The organism is Kaistella chaponensis (assembly GCF_900156725.1).
GTDB classification, from domain to species: domain Bacteria; phylum Bacteroidota; class Bacteroidia; order Flavobacteriales; family Weeksellaceae; genus Kaistella; species Kaistella chaponensis.
Window position 1 is genome coordinate 82,458 of sequence record NZ_FTOI01000003.1, and the last position, 17,727, is coordinate 100,184.

A 17,727-nucleotide genomic window follows, 5' to 3' on the forward strand; every position below is an offset into this window, starting at 1 on the left:
TTTTTTATGGACAATATTGAAACTTATTTATCGGAAATTTTAGAAATACCAAAGGATGCCATTACCACCTGCAGTGGTTTTTATGTTTCTAAAAAAGTGGCAAAAAATGAATTTGTGTTAAGAGAAGGTGAAATCTGTTTAGACACTTTTTTTGTAGAAAAAGGCTTGCTTCGAATGTTTTCTCTCGATAAAAACGGCAAAGAGCACGTTATTCAATTTGCACCAGAAAACTGGTTGATTTCTGACCGAAGTTCCCTGAATTTCAATGAAAAATCTAAATTTTATATTGAAGCAATTGAAGATACAGAAGTCTTTATTTTGGGCAATGATTTTTTCACCAAAATGATAGAAAATTATCCGCATATTGCAGAAAGAAATGACTTGCTGTTGCAAAAACACATTCGAAATTTGCAAAATCGCGTGAACTCTCTTTTAGCAGATACCGCGGAAGAAAGGTATATGAATTTCATCAAAATGTATCCGGATATTTTGTTGCGTGTTCCACAATGGATGGTTGCTTCTTATCTGGGAATCACCCCCGAAAGTTTGAGCAGAGTTCGAAAGGAATTGGCAAGGAAGAATTTTGAGATTTCGTAATTTTTAGAGCTTAGTTTACTTTAAGTTTTTTCTGTAATTCAGCCACTGAACAAGCATAGAAATTCCAACAAAGAGATAAAATATAAAAATGGAAACACTGAATAAATCAAAATTCCAATACATTCTATCTTGAAAAATCACAATAAAAAAGGTAACAATTGGAACGAAAAAAATGGTAAATAATAAAAAAGGATAATTTTTTTTATTCCAGAAAAAGAAAGGAATTCGACCTCCCATGAAATAACCCGGATTTAAACTGTTTTTATGCCAATCATCAAAATCTTGCTGAAAATTCTCGTCTACTTCAACCTCCTTTTCATCTAAATTTAAATCATCAATAATTTTCAAAATTTTTGATTCTTGATATTCATCTGAAGAAATAGTACCATTTTCTAAATCGATAGAATGTGCTATTTTCTGCTCCTCCAAAACGGAATGAACATATTCTAAATTTGAAACGAATTTGAAGATTTTGATAACTTTCATCAATTTAAATAAAAAAAAGCAGGCTGTAAAAAACCTGCTCTAATTTATAAAATATTTCTCAGAAATATTATTTCCCCAAATAAGATTTCAAAATCTTACTTCTGGTATTGTGTTTCAATCTTTTGATCGCTTTCTCTTTGATCTGACGAACTCTTTCTCTTGTTAGATCAAAAGTTTCCCCGATTTCTTCCAAAGTCATAGGATGTTTGCCGTTCAAACCGAAATACAAACGAACCAAATCAGCTTCACGCGGAGTCAATGTTTGCAACGCTCTTTCGATTTCAATTTGAAGGGATTCCAACATCAAATCTTTATCTGGACTTGGTGATTCACCGGAACGCAAAACGTCATATAAATTGGAGTCTTCACCTTCAACCAACGGAGCATCCATCGACAAGTGTCTTCCGGAGTTTTTCATTGATTCCTTGATGTCGTCTTCGCTCATATCCAAAACTTCCGCTAACTCTTCAGGAGAAGGAGGTCTTTCGTTTTCCTGCTCCAAATGTGCGTAGGCTTTGTTAATTTTATTGATTGATCCAATTTTATTTAATGGCAATCTTACAATTCTCGACTGTTCTGCCAAAGCTTGCAAAATCGACTGACGAATCCACCAAACAGCATAAGAAATAAATTTAAAACCTCTGGTTTCATCATATCTTTTAGCTGCTTTCATCAAACCAAGATTTCCTTCGTTAATCAAATCGGGTAGGGAAAGACCTTGATTTTGGTATTGTTTAGAAACAGAAACCACGAAACGCAAGTTGGCTTTAATCAATTTTTCAAGAGCAACTCGGTCTCCTGCACGGATTTTTTGCGCCAATTCAACCTCTTCGTCGGCAGTAATCAAATCTACTTTTCCGATTTCTTGTAAATACTTATCCAGTGATGCGGTTTCTCTGTTGGTAACCTGTTTTGTAATTTTTAATTGTCTCATGTAATAAACCAATCCACTTTAAGGACTGCATTATATTATACGACAGGAATCATCAAAAGGTTACAAAAGTTTATTCATTTTTAAATAAACTGTATTTGGGCGACATCCCGATCGTTATCGGGACCGGCTTCCATTCCCGCTTTTTTCTTCCACTTCGTTCCATAAAAAGAGCTTCATTCAAGCCGGGTCGCATTTTCCGCACCCAATTAAATTTTCGGTAAAAAATAAAAATGAGACCAAAAAAAAACTCATCCTGCAGTGGCACAGAATGAGTTCAAATTAATTATAAGAGTTTCAATTATTTAATAATTAATTTTGTTGATTGTTTATAATTTTCATTTTGATAAACTAAAAAGTAAACTCCCGAAGTCGCTTTTAAGGAAATTACATTACTTCCTTTCGCTACATTTCCAGAATAAACGAGTTTCCCAGATATATCGGAAACCGTAATATTTCCAGAATTTTCAGCTACAAAGGAAAAAGTGCCATGACTTGGATTTGGATAGATCTTATTTAGAAGCGTCGAAGCATTATTCGTAGCCAAAGGAGCTGCGCATAAATAAGGTTTGAAATTAACCAATCCCAAAGCAGCATCATCTACTTTATGAGAGATCACATTTTCTACCATTGTGTCATCTGAAAGTTCGCCTTCTCTCCAGCAATTATTTGTGGCACTCACTGCATTTGGAGTATTGTTGAAAAGAGCATATAATTGTCCACCATTTCCGTTGTTTTTAAAAATGTTTTGACCAACGCTTCCCAAACTTCCACCACCTAAATCTGCACTTGCAGTCGTAATCAAAGTGATTCCCCAAAGATGTCCACGAATTTGATTTTTTTCAATTTTAAATCCTAAACCTACAGCGCCGCTTCCGCTCAATGAGATTCCGCTTCCACCACTTGCAGGAATATTTTCAGTATTGTTATTGGTTAAAATATTATTAGAAATCGTTCCCGAAGAAGCGTTTCCTGCGCAGGTAATTCCGTAACGGTTGTCTGTCACGGTGTTTCCATCGATTAGTACGTGATTTTCAACACCTAAAAGTGAAGAAACCGAAATTCCTCCTACTTTGGTTAATGTTCGGTCACCAATGATGGTATTGTTCAATATTTTCGTAATTCCGATCCCACTTGGTCCCATGTTAATTTGCGGACGGTTAGAATTTAATTTCGTATTTCCCGAAAGATTATTATTGCTAAATTCCAAAGCAACAGATTGATTTGCTCCTGATGCAACTGCCGGTAAATCGTTACTCAAAAAAGTAGAATTTTTTACCACCGGATTTCCTTTAGAGAAATTAACGGCAGCTCCTGTAACCAATCCCGATTTAAAATATCTCACGGTACAATTATCCATTAGAAAATTTCCCGTTAACACCTGAATTCCACCACCATATTCCAAAATGGTATTTTTAAAAGTTGCAAAGGAACCGTCTTCAAAGCGAATTCCTTTAAAAATGGTTGCAGGAGTTGTGGCGGTAATTAGAAAATTGGTTGCAGTGGTATCATACGTTCCAGCAATCGTTAATTGTACTCCACCGTCTATTTTTAAAGTGGTATTTTCATCCAACAAAAGTTTGTCTCCCACAGAAATAGTCACATTTGCAGTCATTTGGTAATCTGTCCCATTGTTTACAACTACAGTTGGAGCAGCGGTTGAAAGCGATGCTAAATTATAGGTAATTCCGGTTCCGGGACTCACAAACTGTGAAAAAAGAGAGAATGAAATTAAGGATAAAAATAAAATAGAAAGTTTCTTCATAACAATTATAATTATTCTCAAAGTTAAAAATGTTATGCTAAAGATATGAGATACAAATGTTAAAATTTGAACAGTATTTTTATAATTTTGACAAAAATAACATATTATGGATTTTTCGCCAATCATTATAGGAACCATGCGGTGGGGAATTTGGGGAGCCAATCATTCTAAAAAAGAAGTGCAGAATTTAATTCAGTCTTCTTTAGAGCAAAAGCTTTCCACATTTGATCACGCCGATATTTATGGCAATTATACGACTGAAAAATTATTTGGAAATGCATTTTCCGAAATGAATTTAAAGCGTGAAGAGGTTCAATTTATTTCCAAATGTGGAATTGAAATGCCGTGCGACAACAGAAATTTCTCGGTGAAATCATATAATTATTCGAAGGAACATCTTCTGAAATCCGTTGATCAGAGTTTAGCCAATCTAAAAACAGATTATTTGGATTTGTTGTTACTTCATCGTCCTTCACCTTTGATGAATCCTGAGGAAATTGCAGAAAGTTTCAGTATTTTAAAAACGCAGCATAAAGTCCGCCATTTTGGAGTTTCCAACTTTTCGCCCTCTCAATTTGACCTCATTAATAATGCCTTTCCCTTGATCACAAATCAGGTAGAAGTCTCTTTAAATGAACCTAAAGCTTTTTACGATGGAACATTAGATCAAATGATCATGAAACAATTAAAACCGATGGCTTATTCCGTTTTAGGGAATTATTTTTCGGAAAATACAGAAGAAAATAAACGAATAAAAAAAGTACTTACTGTTCTTTGTGAAAAATACAATGTTGAAGAAAATCAGATTTTACTTGCCTTCATTTTAAAACATCCAGCTCAAATTTATCCTATTATTGGGACTTCGCGTGCAGAGAATTTGGTAAAATTCAAAAATAGTTTAAGCATCGATTTGGAACGCGAGGATTGGTTTAAACTGCTGGAAGCGAAGACAAATATAGAAGTTGATTAAACATTAAAAAAAATAGTGGTGTTATTAATATTATGTTGTATCTTGCAACCGTTTTTATAACCGAAGTCAATCTATGTTCATCCTTAGTTGAGTTTCATTTATAATTTACAAGCAAGTATTAATTTTTTAATTTTTTTTATGATGAACATTTTTGTTTCAAACATTAACTATGCAACTCAAGAACAATCGTTGCAAGATTTATTTTCAGAATTTGGTGACGTATCGTCTGCCAAAATTATTACAGACAGAGAAACTGGGAGATCTAGAGGTTTCGGTTTTGTAGAAATGAGCGACGAAGATGGCAAGAATGCTATCGAAGCTCTAAACGGAAAAGAATTGGACGGTAAAGAACTTAACATTTCTGAAGCTAAACCAAGAGAAGACAAACCAAGAAGAAGTTTCGACAACAACCGTTCAGGCGGTGGTGGTTACGGAGGTGGAAATCGTGGAGGCGGTGGAAGCGGATACGGAGGTGGAAGCCGAAGTGGAGGTGGATCTAACTGGTAGAAACTTACCTAAATAATTGAAGCGACTTTTTTAAGTCGCTTTTTTTTATTTCTTTTTTATCAGTAAAATTGGGGTGTTGTAATAAAAAACGGAATCCTGTACATTTTCTCTAATCAAATTATTGAAGACGATTTTTACGTGATAAGCTCCTAGATCTTTCTCTGCAGTTATTTCCGAAACTGGAATGATTCCGCTTTCTTCTTTATGCGCAGCGATCGTTTTCTCTAGAAATGGAGTGATATTCCATTGCTCTTTATTAATTGCAAAAACGAGCAGATTTTTAGTATTGTTTGGAGCAATGATTTCGAATTTATCATTATTAAACACCAATTCCTCTTGGCGCAAAAGATCAACTGAAATATAATAGTCGTAGTTATCAATATTTTGAAATTTAGCTTTCGAGATTAATTCTAATCGTTTCCCGAATGAGCTTTTCGTATTTTCAATCTTGGTAAAACGAGATTTAATTTCGTTACTTATTTTCCAAAAGTCAGCTTTTTCAAGATTTTTTACTACTATTTTTTCATCTTCTTTCTTTAAAAAATGTTTTAAAAAATCACCTTGTTTTCTTTCCGCCAAATATTTGAATTTATCTGAAAGTTCATCAACAACCGTATCTGAAACTTTTTTGTCAAAATTAATATTTCCGTTTTCTAATAAATTATTTTGAACCAGGACCTCTTTCAATTCCTTTTTCTGACTTCTTATCGCGACTGAAAAAGTATTGAGATAAGGAAAAATCAGAGAAAATAATCCGAAGACAAATAAACTCACGGGAACAAATTTTATCGTCGTTTTTCTTGAAAATGCAAAGTATAAAACAACGGAACTAAGCCAAGCCGCCAATAACAGGACAAAATACCGTGGTTCTGTATAACCGTACGCTAAAATTCTGGTAAAAATCGCGGTAAAAAGCAATGCAATTAAAGGGATAAGCGTGTAGTAAAATATTTTGGAGAACATTTGTACCCATGATTTCGTAGAAGCGTCCTTTAAAGGATGAACCAATAATAAGCCTAAAATCCCAACTACAGAATAAGCCAAAACCAAATAAGAAACCCAACCGCGCGGAAGTTCCCAGTTAATAAGGATTTTTCCGCCATAAAAATACAAGATGACCACATATATAAATAATAAGGGAATGAGAATATATTGGGTGAAAAATTTTAAGATAAGAGGATAGGAGCCGTCTTTTTCCAAATCTTGCAGACCTTTTTCGTTAAAAAGTAAAAAGATAAAGCAACTGCCAAATATTGCGAGCAAAATGAATGTTTTCCGATAATATTCCCCATCAAAATTGAAGTCGAAAAGCTGGTCAATCGCTAAAATAGCCAGTTCTACACCGCCCACCAAAACTCCTGTGAATATCGCGGTTAAAAAGATATTGATAAAGAGATTTTTGTTAAACTGCCAGAAATACATTTCGCGTTTCACCCCGAAAAATGCGATAAAAGAAACCAATAAGTGCGATAAAATAAAAGTGGGAATGAGCAGAAACGCATATTGCTCGGTGAAATCTTTTTCTTGAGCCGGAAGTAAAAAGTAGAATAAAACCAAAAATGCTGTACCTGAAGCTTCTAGTAAAATACTTTTTCCAATTCTTTGAGAAAGCGTTTTCAAGCTGTACAACAAAGAAATTCCCAAACACGAAACCAATCCTAATTTAAGAAAAATAAAATCGTTGCTTTGTGGATGCCGATCAGAAGTAAGTATAAACGATAACGCTCCGAAAAATGCCAGGAGCAAAACCATTGGATATTCGCGAAAAATAAGCGATGCTTTTCCGAATGTATCTTTAAATTTTTTTAGCATTTGGAGAGAATTTTATTATTAATTTTAAATATGATTCAGAAAAAAAGTTCAAATTCCGAAGCTTGACTATTTATCGTTTTTGGTCTTTTTATTTTTTTTCTTCTTATTTTTTTTCGTTTTCAATTTTTTATCAGCCGTTATTTCTGCGACAAAATCGCTGATTTCACTATTTTTTTCATCAGATTCTAGGTGAGAATGAAGGACTGTTTCGGTTGCGAAAACCTCCTTAATATCTAATGGATGAACCCAGTTTTCTTTTCTTAAAGATTTCAATAATTCAATTCCGGAATTTTCAAAATATCGTTCTATAAAATTACTGAGAAGAAAGTTTTTGTAGTCTGTAAAGGGAATTGCAACGGTATATTTAAAAATTCGGCCTTCTTTTTCGGTGGTCAGAAATTCCTTTTCTACCAATATTTTAATGAAAGTAGAAATGGTATTTTGATGCGGTTTCGGTTCAGGGTAATGCGCAATCACATCTTTCATGTACGCACAATCAAGTTTCCATAAAATGCTCATTAAGATTTCTTCGGACGGAGTAAGGTGATTTATTTTCATAAGTTTACGACTGAATTTGGATATTGGCATAAAGATAAATAAAAGAAACTAAAATAGAGACTGCTGCACCCGCAAACACTTCTTTTATGGTATGCATTTTCAGGATTATTCTTGTAATTCCCACTATTATCGCAATTCCAAACCAAATTAATCCCATCATCGGACTTATAGCGAAAAATAATGCAGCTGCAAAAATGTTAAATGCTGTGTGCATGGAACTTTTAATGATATAATTGCTGACCTGCATGGCGAGAAGTAAAAAAAGAACAAATAGAAGAACAAGATCGATAGTATGGTTGCGCCAATAATCATAAAGTAAATAGGCTAACAAAGTACCGCCGACTACAAAATAGAGACTTTTTCTCTGATTGCGGTTAGAAACGTCCATATTGGTATAGTTTCCTTTTTTTACATTCCAGAAAATCCATAGATAAATAGGAAGTGAGATGCAGAGAAATAAGGGTAAAAAAAGACTAACCGTTTCCTGGAAAGAATGCAATTGCAAATTGCGATAGATAAAGTAGATAAAAAGTGAAGTTATCGGATTAAAAAAATTGGTGATGATTTTAGATACTTTTTTAATCAATAGATCAGGAAGATTGCGCATAAATATAATTGTGCTTTCAAAAGTAGTATTTTTTATTGGTTAGAAACTCAACATTGTTTTGATATGCTACCAATAAAGACAAAGATTTTTATTATTTTTGCTGAATATTTCCAACAGACAAAAAACCAAATGGTTTGATGTGTCTAAAAAAGCAACAGCTCACTCATGAAAGAATTTTCGAAAGAAGTGTACCTAAAATGGTATGAAGAAATGACAATGTGGAGAAGGTTTGAAGATAAATGCCGATCTCTTTATTTAAAACAGAAAATCAGAGGATTTTTACACTTATACAATGGACAGGAAGCAATTCCAGCTGGTTTTGTACATGCGATGGATTTATCCAAAGACAGCATGATCACCGCCTACAGATGTCACGTACATGCGATGGCGATGGGAGTTGATCCGAAAAGAGTAATGGCAGAATTATGTGGTAAAGCAACCGGAACTTCTGGCGGAATGGGTGGTTCTATGCACATTTTCAGCAAAGAAAAAAGATTTTACGGAGGACACGGAATTGTTGGAGGCCAAATTCCTTTGGGTGCTGGAATCGCGTTTGCCGATAAATATTTTGAAACTGGCGGTGTAAATATCTGCTTCTTCGGCGACGGTGCTGCTCGACAAGGTTCGCTACACGAGACTTTCAACATGGCAATGAATTGGAAATTACCAGTGGTTTTTGTGGTTGAAAATAATGGATATGCGATGGGAACTTCTGTAGGAAGAACTGCCAATCACGAAGATATCTACAAATTAGGTTTAGGGTACGAAATGCCTTGTCTTCCTGTAGATGCAATGGATCCTGTAAAAGTTGCAGAAGCAGCTTACGAAGCCATTGAAAGAGCGAGAAGAGGAGACGGACCAACTTTTATAGAGGCAAGAACTTACCGATACAGAGGTCACTCAATGTCTGATGCAGAAGCTTATCGAACTAAAGATGAAGTTGCTGAACGCAAAAAAGATGATCCAATTGAAATTGTAAAACACAGAATCTTAGAAAATAAATGGGCAACAGAAGAAGAATTAGCTTCAGTTGATGAGAAATCTCGGGAATTTGTTGACGAATGTGTGGAATTTATGGAGCAATCTCCTTATCCATCTGCAGATAAATTGTACGAATATGTGTATGCACAGGAAGATTATCCTTTTTTAAATAAATTAGAAAATAACTAATAATGAGAAAATGTGGCAACGTGTTAATCAATCAATTAACATTTTCCATTTTATTATCAAATTTTCGAAATAACTCATTATCAAATTAAAAAAAAATTATGGCAGAAGTAATAACCATGCCCCGACTGTCTGATACGATGACAGACGGAAAAGTGGCGAAATGGCACAAAAAAGTGGGCGATTCCGTAAAAGAAGGTGATATTTTAGCAGAAATCGAAACCGATAAAGCGGTGCAGGATTTTGAATCAGAAATTAACGGAACGCTTTTATACATTGGAACAGAAGAAGGAGGATCGTCTCCTGTAGATTCAGTTTTGGCTATTATTGGTGCAGCTGGTGAAGATATTTCTACTTTAATAGGTGGAAATAATGCCGAAAAAAAATCTGAAGAACCTTCTGAGGAAAAATCAGCTCCAATAACTCAAGAAAATAATACAGAAACTTCAACTGCAGAAATTCCTGCAGGAGTTGAAGTGATCACAATGCCCCGACTTTCAGACACCATGACGGAAGGAAAAGTGGCAAAGTGGCACAAAAAAGTAGGCGATGCGGTGAAAGAAGGTGATATCCTTGCTGAAATTGAAACCGATAAAGCCGTTCAGGATTTCGAATCTGAATTCAACGGAACTTTGTTATATGTGGGAACTGAAGAAGGTGGTGCAAATCCAGTTGATTCTGTTCTTGCAATTATTGGTCCTGAAGGAACAAACATTTCTGGAATTATTTCTGGCGGTGGAAAAAAAGATTCTACTCCGAAAACGGAGATCTCTGAACAGAAATCTTCAAACACAGAAGCTCCAAAAGCTGATCAAAACGAAAATACAGCCGTTTCTGCAAGCAGTTCTGAAAGAGTTGCAATTTCCCCTTTAGCCAAAAAAATGGCAGAAGATAAAGGGATTGACGTAAATGTTTTAAAAGGGAGTGGCGAAAATGGCCGAATCGTGAAAAAAGATATCGAAGGATTCACGCCAGCTTTAAATGAAAGTGTAACGAACGAACCTAAATCGAGTACTGTTGCGGCAGCTCCAGCTCCAGTTGCGATGAATTTCGTGCAAGGACAAGATTCTGAAACACCAAATTCTCAAGTTAGAAATATCATCGCAAAAAGACTTTCTGAAAGTAAATTTACAGCTCCTCACTATTATCTCATTGTTGAAATCAACATGGATAAAGCGATTGAGGCGAGAAAGGAAATTAATTCTTTACCGGATACCAAAATTTCTTTCAACGATATGGTTATTAAAGCAACGGCAATGGCTTTAAGAAAACATCCGCAAGTAAATTCAACTTGGAATGCAGATAAAATTATTCACCACGGAAATATCAACGTTGGCGTTGCAGTAGCAATTCCCGATGGATTGGTTGTACCAGTATTGAAAAATGCAGACCAAATGAATTACAACCAAATTTCTGCAGGTGTGAAAGATATGGCAGGAAGAGCAAAATCGAAAGGTTTAAAAGCCAATGAAATGGAAGGTTCTACCTTCTCCGTTTCCAATTTGGGAATGTTCGGTATCGAGACTTTCACGTCCATCATCAATCAACCCAATTCTGCGATTCTATCGGTAGGTGCAATCATCGAAAAACCTATTGTAAAAGATGGGCAAATTGTGGTCGGTAATACCATGAAACTTTCGCTCGCATGTGACCATAGAGTAGTTGATGGCGCAACTGGAGCACAATTTTTACAAACTTTAAGAACCTATTTGGAACAGCCATTATCGTTGTTGCTCTAAGTTTTTGATTTCAATAATTTCAGATCCTTTCAATTTATTTTGAAAGGATTTTTTTATGCAGTACTTTTCAGCATGCCTTTTTCTCGTCGGATGATTTACAGAAGTGATCCGTCGTGCACTTTTACATTGCGCAAAAACCTGCGAAATAAAGTGGAGATTACAATCATTTTCCCTAATTTTGAAACCATGATTAGAGCAAGTAATATTCATAAATCTTACGGAGATTTAGAAGTTTTAAAGGGCGTTGACATCCATATAAAAGAAGGTGAAGTTATTTCTATTGTCGGTGAATCCGGCGCAGGAAAATCAACCCTTTTGCAGATCCTCGGAACTTTAGATACTCCTACAAATCCGAAAAATTTTCAGACAGAGATTACTTTGGCAGGTCAATCTTTCATCAATATGAATGACCGTCAACTCTCAAAATTCCGCAACGAAAATATAGGTTTTGTCTTTCAGTTTCATCAGCTTTTACCTGAATTTACTGCACTAGAAAATGTTTTGTTGCCGACAAGAATTTCCGGTAAAAACGAAAACGAATCTTTAGAAAAAGCCTATTCTTTATTTGAAGATCTCAATATTGCACACCGTCTTCATCACAAACCAAGCGAAATGTCGGGTGGTGAAGCGCAAAGAGCCGCCGTTGCAAGAGCACTCATCAACTCGCCCAAAATTATATTTGCGGACGAACCAACGGGGAATTTAGACTCTAAAAATGCAGATGATTTACACCAACTTTTTTTTGACTTGAGATCCAAATACAATCAAACTTTTGTAATTGTGACGCATAATACGCATCTTGCTGATACGACCGACCGCAAATTAGTAATGAAAGATGGTTTGATTATTTAAGAACCAAAATTAAATAGTGACATAGAGGAATGAGCCTCTTCAAATTAATGATAGAGTGAAATTTAGAAATTTAATATTGATAAGCTCAAAAATTTAATTTATTTTTCGAAAACAATGTCTATAAAATTCCTTGCCGAAGACGACAGACCACGGGAAAAATTTTTGCTTAAAGGTAAAAATTCACTTTCTGATGCAGAGTTATTGGCGATCATCATGGGGAGCGGAAACCGAGAAGAGTCGGCGGTAGAATTAGGTCGGAAAATTTTAGATTCCGTGCAAAATAATTGGCATAATTTGTCGCTATTGCAAATTTCAGATTTAATGAAGTTTAAAGGAATTGGTGAAGCGAAAGCAATATCCATCGCCACTGCACTAGAAATCGGCAGAAGAAAAGCTTCCCAGGAAGTTCCCGAAAAAATTCAAATTAGTTCGAGTTCAGATCTTTTCAAAGTATTGCATCCTTTTTTGGGAGACTTGCAAACCGAAGAATTCTGGGCTGTGTTCTTAAATCAAAGCAACCGAATTGTTGGAAAATCGAGACTTTCTGCAGGTGGAATCAACCAATCTGTGGTCGATGTTAGAATTTTATTCAAAACTGCTCTCGAAAATTTGGCAACGGGAGTTGTCATAGCACACAATCATCCCTCAGGAAACCTAAAACCAAGTCAGGAAGACTTGAAAATCACAAAACAAATCAGTGAAGCCGGAAAAATTTTGAATATTCAAATGCTTGATCATTTAATAATTACCCAGAATTCTTATTTAAGTTTTGCCGACGAAAATTTATTATGATCAAAAAACTGAATTATAAAGAAATAGATTTTTCCCTCTATAGCAAGTGTTTAGATCAATCTTTACAAAAAAACCGATATGCAAAAAAAGAAGTTCTCGATTTACTTAGTGAGTCGTGGGAACTTCTGGTGTATGGTAATTACGAATTTGTGATGCCGATTCCAATTAAGAAAAAAATAGGTTTCCGTATTGTGATTATGCCGCTTTTTTGCCAACAACTTGGGATTTTTGGACCTGAACATAATGAAGAAATAGAAATTTTATTTTTAGAATTTTTACAGAAAAACTACAGGGTCTATTCGTATGCTTTTAATTTTCACAATTTGGTCACCCAAAATTTAAGCAAGAAAAAAAATTATTTTATCGAAGAGACCGAATATCAACTTTTAAGAAAAAATTACTTTAAAGGACGAAAATCTACAGTTAAAACCGCGCAGTATTTGACTTTTAAAGAATTGAAATCTACCGATTTTTTAGACTTTATTAAGAGTAATTTCAAAGGATTAGATAAAAAAGGAGATGTAAACCAGTTTTTCAGGTACATGAATTTTTTAGAAAGTGAAAATAAATTGAGACTTTTTGGTTCTTATAAAGAAAATGAACTCACGAATATGGCCATTATTATTGATGATGAAAATAGGTTTTCACTTTTAGGATTAATCAATGATGATCAATATAAATCTGACAACGGAGCCTCATTCCTGATTGACCGAATTTTGAAAGAAAATATTCACGAAAAATCATTTGATTTTATGGGAGGAAGCATCCGCGGAATTGAGGTTTTTTTCAAGAGTTTTGGTGCTATTTTACAAGAATATCCCATTCTTGTAAATTCTAAAAAAGATTTGTTGAAAAAGATTTATAAAAAGTAGCAAATTATTAGTAATTTTGCAACCTCAATATTTGATATGATTGACTCCCCTTATTTTCCTTACGCATTTGCGTTGTTACTTGCTGTACCTTTTCTGATTTTTATCAGACAATTTGTTTTTAGCTACATTAAATTGAAAAATCAGGAGATTAAATTACTTACTGTAAAAGGAAATTCGGAGCAAAGGGTTCATGCCTACGAGAGAATAACGTTATTTTTGGAGCGATTAAAACCTTCTAATTTAGTGACGAAATTTGACCGAAATCTAGCGCCGCACGAATTTATCTTTTTGGTAGAAAAAACCATTAACGAAGAGTTTGATTACAACGCTTCGCAGCAGCTTTACCTCACCAAAAATTTGTGGAAAAATGTGGTTAACTGTAAAAATAACACGCTGCACTTATTGCATAAAACGTACGAAAACCTAAGCGATAATTCGACATTAGACGATTTCAAAACTGTTTTTTTAATGAATTATATGAATGAAGCAGATTTTATATCGCAGACGATCGAAGATTTGAGAAAAGAAAACTTAATTGTAAATTAAAAATAATAATGATACCAAATTTTAAAGCACATCCTTGGCACGGAATTTCCGTTGGTAGCGAGGCACCAGATATTGTAAATGTATTTGTAGAAATTGTTCCAAGTGATACCATAAAATATGAAGTAGACAAAGAAAGTGGCTACTTAAAGGTCGATCGACCTCAACAATTTTCAAACATCATTCCTGCATTATATGGTTTTATTCCAAGAACCTATTGTCATGACGAAGTTTTAAAACTTGCAATCGAAAGCGGCGCAACAGATGTAAACACAGGTGATTTAGATCCACTTGATATTTGTGTTTTGAGTTCTCATAACATTCACGCAGGTGGTTTGTTGTTGGAAGCAATCCCAATCGGCGGTTTCAAAATGATTGATAAAGGTGAAGCTGATGATAAAATTGTGGCAGTAATGAAAGGTGACCATGCATTCGGTCATTTCCGTGATATCAAAGATTTACCACAAGCGGAAGTAAAAAGATTGATGCATTATTTCTTAACCTATAAGAATCTACCGGATGAACCTGCAAAATGTAGAATCCAGGAAGTTTACGGAGCAGAACATGCCAAAAAAGTAATCCAAGCTTCGGAACAAGACTACGCCAATAAATTTGGCGGCTAGTTAAAAAAATAAATAGGTACAAAAAGACAGATTTTCGAATCTGTCTTTTTTTGTTTTTAGAAAGAAAAAAATCCGCATTTTAAAATAAAAATTGTATTTTCGAGAATCAGTTTAACAAATAATTAACATTTAAATTATAATCTATGGATTTATTTTATTTAGTACCAATATTTGGTATTATTGCCTTAATCTACACTTTTATTCAGAGTTCCTGGGTAACCAAACAAAATGCGGGCAGTACTCGAATGCAGGAAATTGCGGGTTACATTGCGGATGGTGCAATGGCTTTTTTGAAAGCAGAGTACAAAGTGATGGGTTATTTCGTAATTATTGTGGCCGTTTTACTTGGTTTAATGGGCGCTTCAAGTTCAAATTCTCACTGGAGTTTGGGAATTTCATTTATTTTGGGTGCCATACTTTCTGCTTCGGCTGGATTTATTGGGATGAAAATTGCCACCAAATCAAATGTTAGAACCGCTGAAGCGGCAAAAACTTCTCTAGCAAAAGCCTTGAAGGTTTCTTTCACAGGAGGTTCTGTAATGGGAATGGGTGTTGCTGGGTTAGCTGTTTTAGGTTTAGGAGCTTTGTATTTGGTGATTAAGCAAATTTTCGCTCCAGACGCCATTGCCAATTCTCACGAAATGGAAAGAGCAATTGAAATTCTGACCGGCTTTTCATTAGGAGCAGAATCGATCGCACTTTTCGCCAGAGTAGGTGGTGGTATTTATACCAAAGCAGCCGATGTAGGTGCTGATTTGGTTGGAAAAGTAGAAGCAGGAATACCGGAAGATGATCCAAGAAATCCTGCGACAATTGCCGACAATGTAGGTGATAATGTAGGTGATGTTGCCGGAATGGGTGCCGATTTATTCGGTTCTTATGTAGCGACTGTTTTAGCGACCATGGTTTTGGGTAACGAAACGATTTCAAAAGATCTCTTTGGAGGCTTTGCGCCAATTCTTTTACCAATGTTGATTGCGGGTACAGGAATTATTTATTCGATCATCGGAACCCTATTCGTGAAAGTTGCAGAAACTGTTGAATTAGATACAGCACCTGTTCAGAACGCTTTAAATTTAGGAAACTGGGGAAGTATTGTTCTTACCGCCATTTCTTCTTATTTCCTTGTGAATTATTTAATGCCTGAAACAATGACTTTAAGAGGTCACGAGTTCACCAAGATGGGAGTTTTCGGCGCGATTATCGTGGGTTTAGTGGTAGGAACTTTAATGAGTATCATTACCGAATATTATACTGCAATGGGAAAAGGTCCGGTTAAAAGTATTGTAAAACAATCTTCAACAGGTCACGCAACCAATATTATCGGTGGACTTTCTGTTGGGATGGAATCTACCTTTTTACCAATCTTGGTTTTAGCAGGCGGAATCTACGGATCTTACCTGTGTGCAGGACTTTATGGTGTAGCAATTGCTGCAGCCGGAATGATGGCTACAACAGCAATGCAATTAGCAATCGATGCTTTCGGACCGATCGCAGATAATGCAGGTGGAATTGCTGAAATGAGTGAATTGCCAAAAGAAGTTCGCGAGAAAACAGATATTTTAGATGCGGTTGGAAATACCACTGCAGCTACCGGAAAAGGTTTCGCAATCGCTTCTGCAGCTTTAACTGCTTTAGCTTTATTTGCCGCTTTTGTGGGAATTGCAGGAATTGATGGAATTGATATTTATCGTGCCGATGTTTTGGCAGGTTTATTTGTTGGCGGAATGATTCCATTTATTTTCTCCTCTTTAGCAATTAAAGCAGTAGGAACTGCGGCGATGGCAATGGTAGAAGAAGTTCGTCGTCAATTCCGTGAAATCCCGGGAATTTTGGAAGGAACCGCAAAACCTGAATACGAAAAATGTGTAGCGATTTCTACGGATGCTTCCATCAAAAAAATGATGCTTCCTGGTGCGATTGCTCTTGTTTCTCCTTTATTAATGGGCTTTATTTTCGGTCCGGAAGTTTTGGGTGGATTTTTAGCTGGAGCGACCGTTTCTGGAGTTTTGATGGGAATGTTCCAAAATAATGCAGGTGGAGCTTGGGATAATGCAAAAAAATCTTTCGAGCAAGGTGTAGATATCAACGGGAAAATGTATTACAAAGGTTCTGAACCTCACAAAGCTTCTGTTACCGGAGATACAGTAGGTGATCCATTCAAAGATACTTCAGGACCATCGATGAATATTTTGATTAAATTAATGTCGATCGTTTCCTTGGTTATCGCACCAACTTTAGCTGTTCTGCATAAAGATAAAATTCAGGAAAACAGAAAAGAAAAATTAGAAAATCTTAACCGATTAGCAGGAATTACAGCAGCAACAGCTACTGTTCACGGTGTAAATGAAGCAGCTCCAATTGCAGTGCAACCCGCAAATGGAAAATTGAATGCAGATGGAGATTATGTGTATGATACAGGAAATATTCAAGAAATAAAATTATCCAACAAAACCCTTTCAATAGGAGAGAACAGCAGTTTATATGCTTTGTACAACGGCGTAAAATTAGAAGATCAAGCGGTATTGAGTAAAGATAAATGGTACACGATTGAAAATTTATTTTTTCAAAGTGGAAGCAGCAATTTGAAACCAGAATCTGAAGTTCAATTGAATAATTTGGCAGAAATCCTGAATGCTTATCCAACTTTGAAAGTGAAATTAGGAGGTTACACCGATAACACAGGAAATGAAGATACCAATTTGAAACTTTCTAGTCTTCGGGCCAAAACGGCAAAACTGAAATTACTCGAGATGGGAATTTCTGGAGATCGCGTAGAAGCAGAAGGATACGGCTCACAATTCCCGGTTTGCGAGAATAATGATACCGATGAATGCAAAGCAAAAAATAGAAGAATTGACGTAAGAGTTTTAAGTTTCTAAACTCCTGATCAATCATTATAAATC

At 35.4% G+C, this 17,727-nt stretch carries 17 protein-coding genes; 11 read left to right on the forward strand and 6 right to left on the reverse strand.

The genetic code is table 11. The annotated features are described in order from the left end of the window. The first annotated feature begins 6 nt into the window (after nucleotides 1–6). Nucleotides 7–597 carry a Crp/Fnr family transcriptional regulator gene (locus BW932_RS04070; protein ID WP_076385639.1) on the forward strand — a complete coding sequence of 197 codons (591 nt, stop codon included), beginning with the start codon at nucleotides 7–9 and terminating at the stop codon, nucleotides 595–597. Nucleotides 598–612: 15 nt separating this feature from the next. Here the strand turns inward: BW932_RS04070 and BW932_RS04075 are convergent, their stop codons facing one another. The 3 genes from BW932_RS04075 to BW932_RS04090 all read right to left on the reverse strand — a co-directional run bounded on the left by BW932_RS04075 (nucleotide 613) and on the right by BW932_RS04090 (nucleotide 3,779). Further along, nucleotides 613–1,083 carry a hypothetical protein gene (locus tag BW932_RS04075; RefSeq protein ID WP_076385641.1) on the reverse strand — a complete coding sequence of 157 codons (471 nt, stop codon included), beginning with the start codon at nucleotides 1,081–1,083 and terminating at the stop codon, nucleotides 613–615. A gap of 67 nt (nucleotides 1,084–1,150) precedes the next feature. Further along, on the reverse strand, nucleotides 1,151–2,017 hold the full coding sequence (locus tag BW932_RS04080; RefSeq protein WP_039344711.1) for a sigma-70 family RNA polymerase sigma factor: 867 nt from the start codon (nucleotides 2,015–2,017) through the stop codon (nucleotides 1,151–1,153). A 298-nt stretch (nucleotides 2,018–2,315) separates the two neighbouring features. Next, the gene (locus BW932_RS04090) at nucleotides 2,316–3,779 is read right to left on the reverse strand and encodes a T9SS type A sorting domain-containing protein (protein WP_076385645.1); all 1,464 of its coding nucleotides are present in this window, start codon (nucleotides 3,777–3,779) and stop codon (nucleotides 2,316–2,318) included. 106 nt (nucleotides 3,780–3,885) lie between these two features. Between BW932_RS04090 and BW932_RS04095 the strand changes: the two genes are divergently transcribed. Beyond that, nucleotides 3,886–4,749, forward strand: a complete 864-nt coding sequence (locus BW932_RS04095; RefSeq protein WP_076385647.1) for an aldo/keto reductase — start codon at nucleotides 3,886–3,888, stop codon at nucleotides 4,747–4,749. A gap of 138 nt (nucleotides 4,750–4,887) precedes the next feature. Beyond that, nucleotides 4,888–5,256 (forward strand): RNA recognition motif domain-containing protein, encoded by a 369-nt coding sequence (locus tag BW932_RS04100; RefSeq protein ID WP_317043733.1) that lies wholly within the window; start codon nucleotides 4,888–4,890, stop codon nucleotides 5,254–5,256. Nucleotides 5,257–5,301: 45 nt separating this feature from the next. On the opposite strand, the gene BW932_RS04105 is transcribed toward BW932_RS04100, so the two are convergent. The 3 genes from BW932_RS04105 to BW932_RS04115 all read right to left on the reverse strand — a co-directional run bounded on the left by BW932_RS04105 (nucleotide 5,302) and on the right by BW932_RS04115 (nucleotide 8,233). Then, on the reverse strand, nucleotides 5,302–7,068 hold the full coding sequence (locus BW932_RS04105; RefSeq protein WP_076385649.1) for a DUF4153 domain-containing protein: 1,767 nt from the start codon (nucleotides 7,066–7,068) through the stop codon (nucleotides 5,302–5,304). 66 nt (nucleotides 7,069–7,134) lie between these two features. Further along, nucleotides 7,135–7,626 (reverse strand): BlaI/MecI/CopY family transcriptional regulator, encoded by a 492-nt coding sequence (locus tag BW932_RS04110; RefSeq protein ID WP_076385651.1) that lies wholly within the window; start codon nucleotides 7,624–7,626, stop codon nucleotides 7,135–7,137. Between the two features lie 4 nt (nucleotides 7,627–7,630). Then, nucleotides 7,631–8,233 (reverse strand): phosphatase PAP2 family protein, encoded by a 603-nt coding sequence (locus BW932_RS04115; protein ID WP_084566438.1) that lies wholly within the window; start codon nucleotides 8,231–8,233, stop codon nucleotides 7,631–7,633. A 165-nt stretch (nucleotides 8,234–8,398) separates the two neighbouring features. On the opposite strand from BW932_RS04115, the gene pdhA reads away from it, so the two are divergent. From pdhA to BW932_RS04155, 8 genes are all read left to right on the forward strand, one after another. Beyond that, nucleotides 8,399–9,403 carry a pyruvate dehydrogenase (acetyl-transferring) E1 component subunit alpha gene (gene pdhA, locus BW932_RS04120; RefSeq protein WP_076385653.1) on the forward strand — a complete coding sequence of 335 codons (1,005 nt, stop codon included), beginning with the start codon at nucleotides 8,399–8,401 and terminating at the stop codon, nucleotides 9,401–9,403. A 98-nt stretch (nucleotides 9,404–9,501) separates the two neighbouring features. Further along, on the forward strand, nucleotides 9,502–11,139 hold the full coding sequence (locus BW932_RS04125) for a 2-oxo acid dehydrogenase subunit E2 (protein ID WP_076385655.1): 1,638 nt from the start codon (nucleotides 9,502–9,504) through the stop codon (nucleotides 11,137–11,139). A gap of 186 nt (nucleotides 11,140–11,325) precedes the next feature. Then, the gene (locus tag BW932_RS04130; protein WP_076386004.1) at nucleotides 11,326–11,991 is read left to right on the forward strand and encodes an ABC transporter ATP-binding protein; all 666 of its coding nucleotides are present in this window, start codon (nucleotides 11,326–11,328) and stop codon (nucleotides 11,989–11,991) included. Between the two features lie 114 nt (nucleotides 11,992–12,105). Further along, nucleotides 12,106–12,783 (forward strand): RadC family protein, encoded by a 678-nt coding sequence (gene radC, locus BW932_RS04135; RefSeq protein WP_076385657.1) that lies wholly within the window; start codon nucleotides 12,106–12,108, stop codon nucleotides 12,781–12,783. Beyond that, nucleotides 12,780–13,655 (forward strand): hypothetical protein, encoded by an 876-nt coding sequence (locus BW932_RS04140; protein ID WP_076385660.1) that lies wholly within the window; start codon nucleotides 12,780–12,782, stop codon nucleotides 13,653–13,655. The genes radC and BW932_RS04140 overlap by 4 nt, the downstream gene beginning before the upstream one ends. Nucleotides 13,656–13,691: 36 nt before the next feature. After that, nucleotides 13,692–14,201, forward strand: coding sequence for a DUF7935 family protein (locus BW932_RS04145; protein WP_076385662.1), 510 nt, complete (start codon nucleotides 13,692–13,694; stop codon nucleotides 14,199–14,201). Between the two features lie 8 nt (nucleotides 14,202–14,209). Next, nucleotides 14,210–14,821 (forward strand): inorganic pyrophosphatase, encoded by a 612-nt coding sequence (locus BW932_RS04150; RefSeq protein ID WP_076385664.1) that lies wholly within the window; start codon nucleotides 14,210–14,212, stop codon nucleotides 14,819–14,821. Nucleotides 14,822–14,964: 143 nt separating this feature from the next. Next, nucleotides 14,965–17,703 (forward strand): sodium-translocating pyrophosphatase, encoded by a 2,739-nt coding sequence (locus BW932_RS04155; RefSeq protein ID WP_076385666.1) that lies wholly within the window; start codon nucleotides 14,965–14,967, stop codon nucleotides 17,701–17,703. Nucleotides 17,704–17,727 lie beyond the last annotated feature (24 nt).

Bases quoted from the DNA above. Each gene is read 5' to 3' on its own strand.
- BW932_RS04070 (WP_076385639.1), top strand. From the start codon at position 7: ATGGACAATATTGAAACTTATTTATCGGAAATTTTAGAAATACCAAAG.
- BW932_RS04075 (WP_076385641.1), bottom strand. From the start codon at position 1,083: ATGAAAGTTATCAAAATCTTCAAATTCGTTTCAAATTTAGAATATGTT.
- BW932_RS04080 (WP_039344711.1), bottom strand. From the start codon at position 2,017: ATGAGACAATTAAAAATTACAAAACAGGTTACCAACAGAGAAACCGCA.
- BW932_RS04090 (WP_076385645.1), bottom strand. From the start codon at position 3,779: ATGAAGAAACTTTCTATTTTATTTTTATCCTTAATTTCATTCTCTCTT.
- BW932_RS04095 (WP_076385647.1), top strand. From the start codon at position 3,886: ATGGATTTTTCGCCAATCATTATAGGAACCATGCGGTGGGGAATTTGG.
- BW932_RS04100 (WP_317043733.1), top strand. From the start codon at position 4,888: ATGATGAACATTTTTGTTTCAAACATTAACTATGCAACTCAAGAACAA.
- BW932_RS04105 (WP_076385649.1), bottom strand. From the start codon at position 7,068: ATGCTAAAAAAATTTAAAGATACATTCGGAAAAGCATCGCTTATTTTT.
- BW932_RS04110 (WP_076385651.1), bottom strand. From the start codon at position 7,626: ATGAAAATAAATCACCTTACTCCGTCCGAAGAAATCTTAATGAGCATT.
- BW932_RS04115 (WP_084566438.1), bottom strand. From the start codon at position 8,233: ATGCGCAATCTTCCTGATCTATTGATTAAAAAAGTATCTAAAATCATC.
- pdhA (WP_076385653.1), top strand. From the start codon at position 8,399: ATGAAAGAATTTTCGAAAGAAGTGTACCTAAAATGGTATGAAGAAATG.
- BW932_RS04125 (WP_076385655.1), top strand. From the start codon at position 9,502: ATGGCAGAAGTAATAACCATGCCCCGACTGTCTGATACGATGACAGAC.
- BW932_RS04130 (WP_076386004.1), top strand. From the start codon at position 11,326: ATGATTAGAGCAAGTAATATTCATAAATCTTACGGAGATTTAGAAGTT.
- radC (WP_076385657.1), top strand. From the start codon at position 12,106: ATGTCTATAAAATTCCTTGCCGAAGACGACAGACCACGGGAAAAATTT.
- BW932_RS04140 (WP_076385660.1), top strand. From the start codon at position 12,780: ATGATCAAAAAACTGAATTATAAAGAAATAGATTTTTCCCTCTATAGC.
- BW932_RS04145 (WP_076385662.1), top strand. From the start codon at position 13,692: ATGATTGACTCCCCTTATTTTCCTTACGCATTTGCGTTGTTACTTGCT.
- BW932_RS04150 (WP_076385664.1), top strand. From the start codon at position 14,210: ATGATACCAAATTTTAAAGCACATCCTTGGCACGGAATTTCCGTTGGT.
- BW932_RS04155 (WP_076385666.1), top strand. From the start codon at position 14,965: ATGGATTTATTTTATTTAGTACCAATATTTGGTATTATTGCCTTAATC.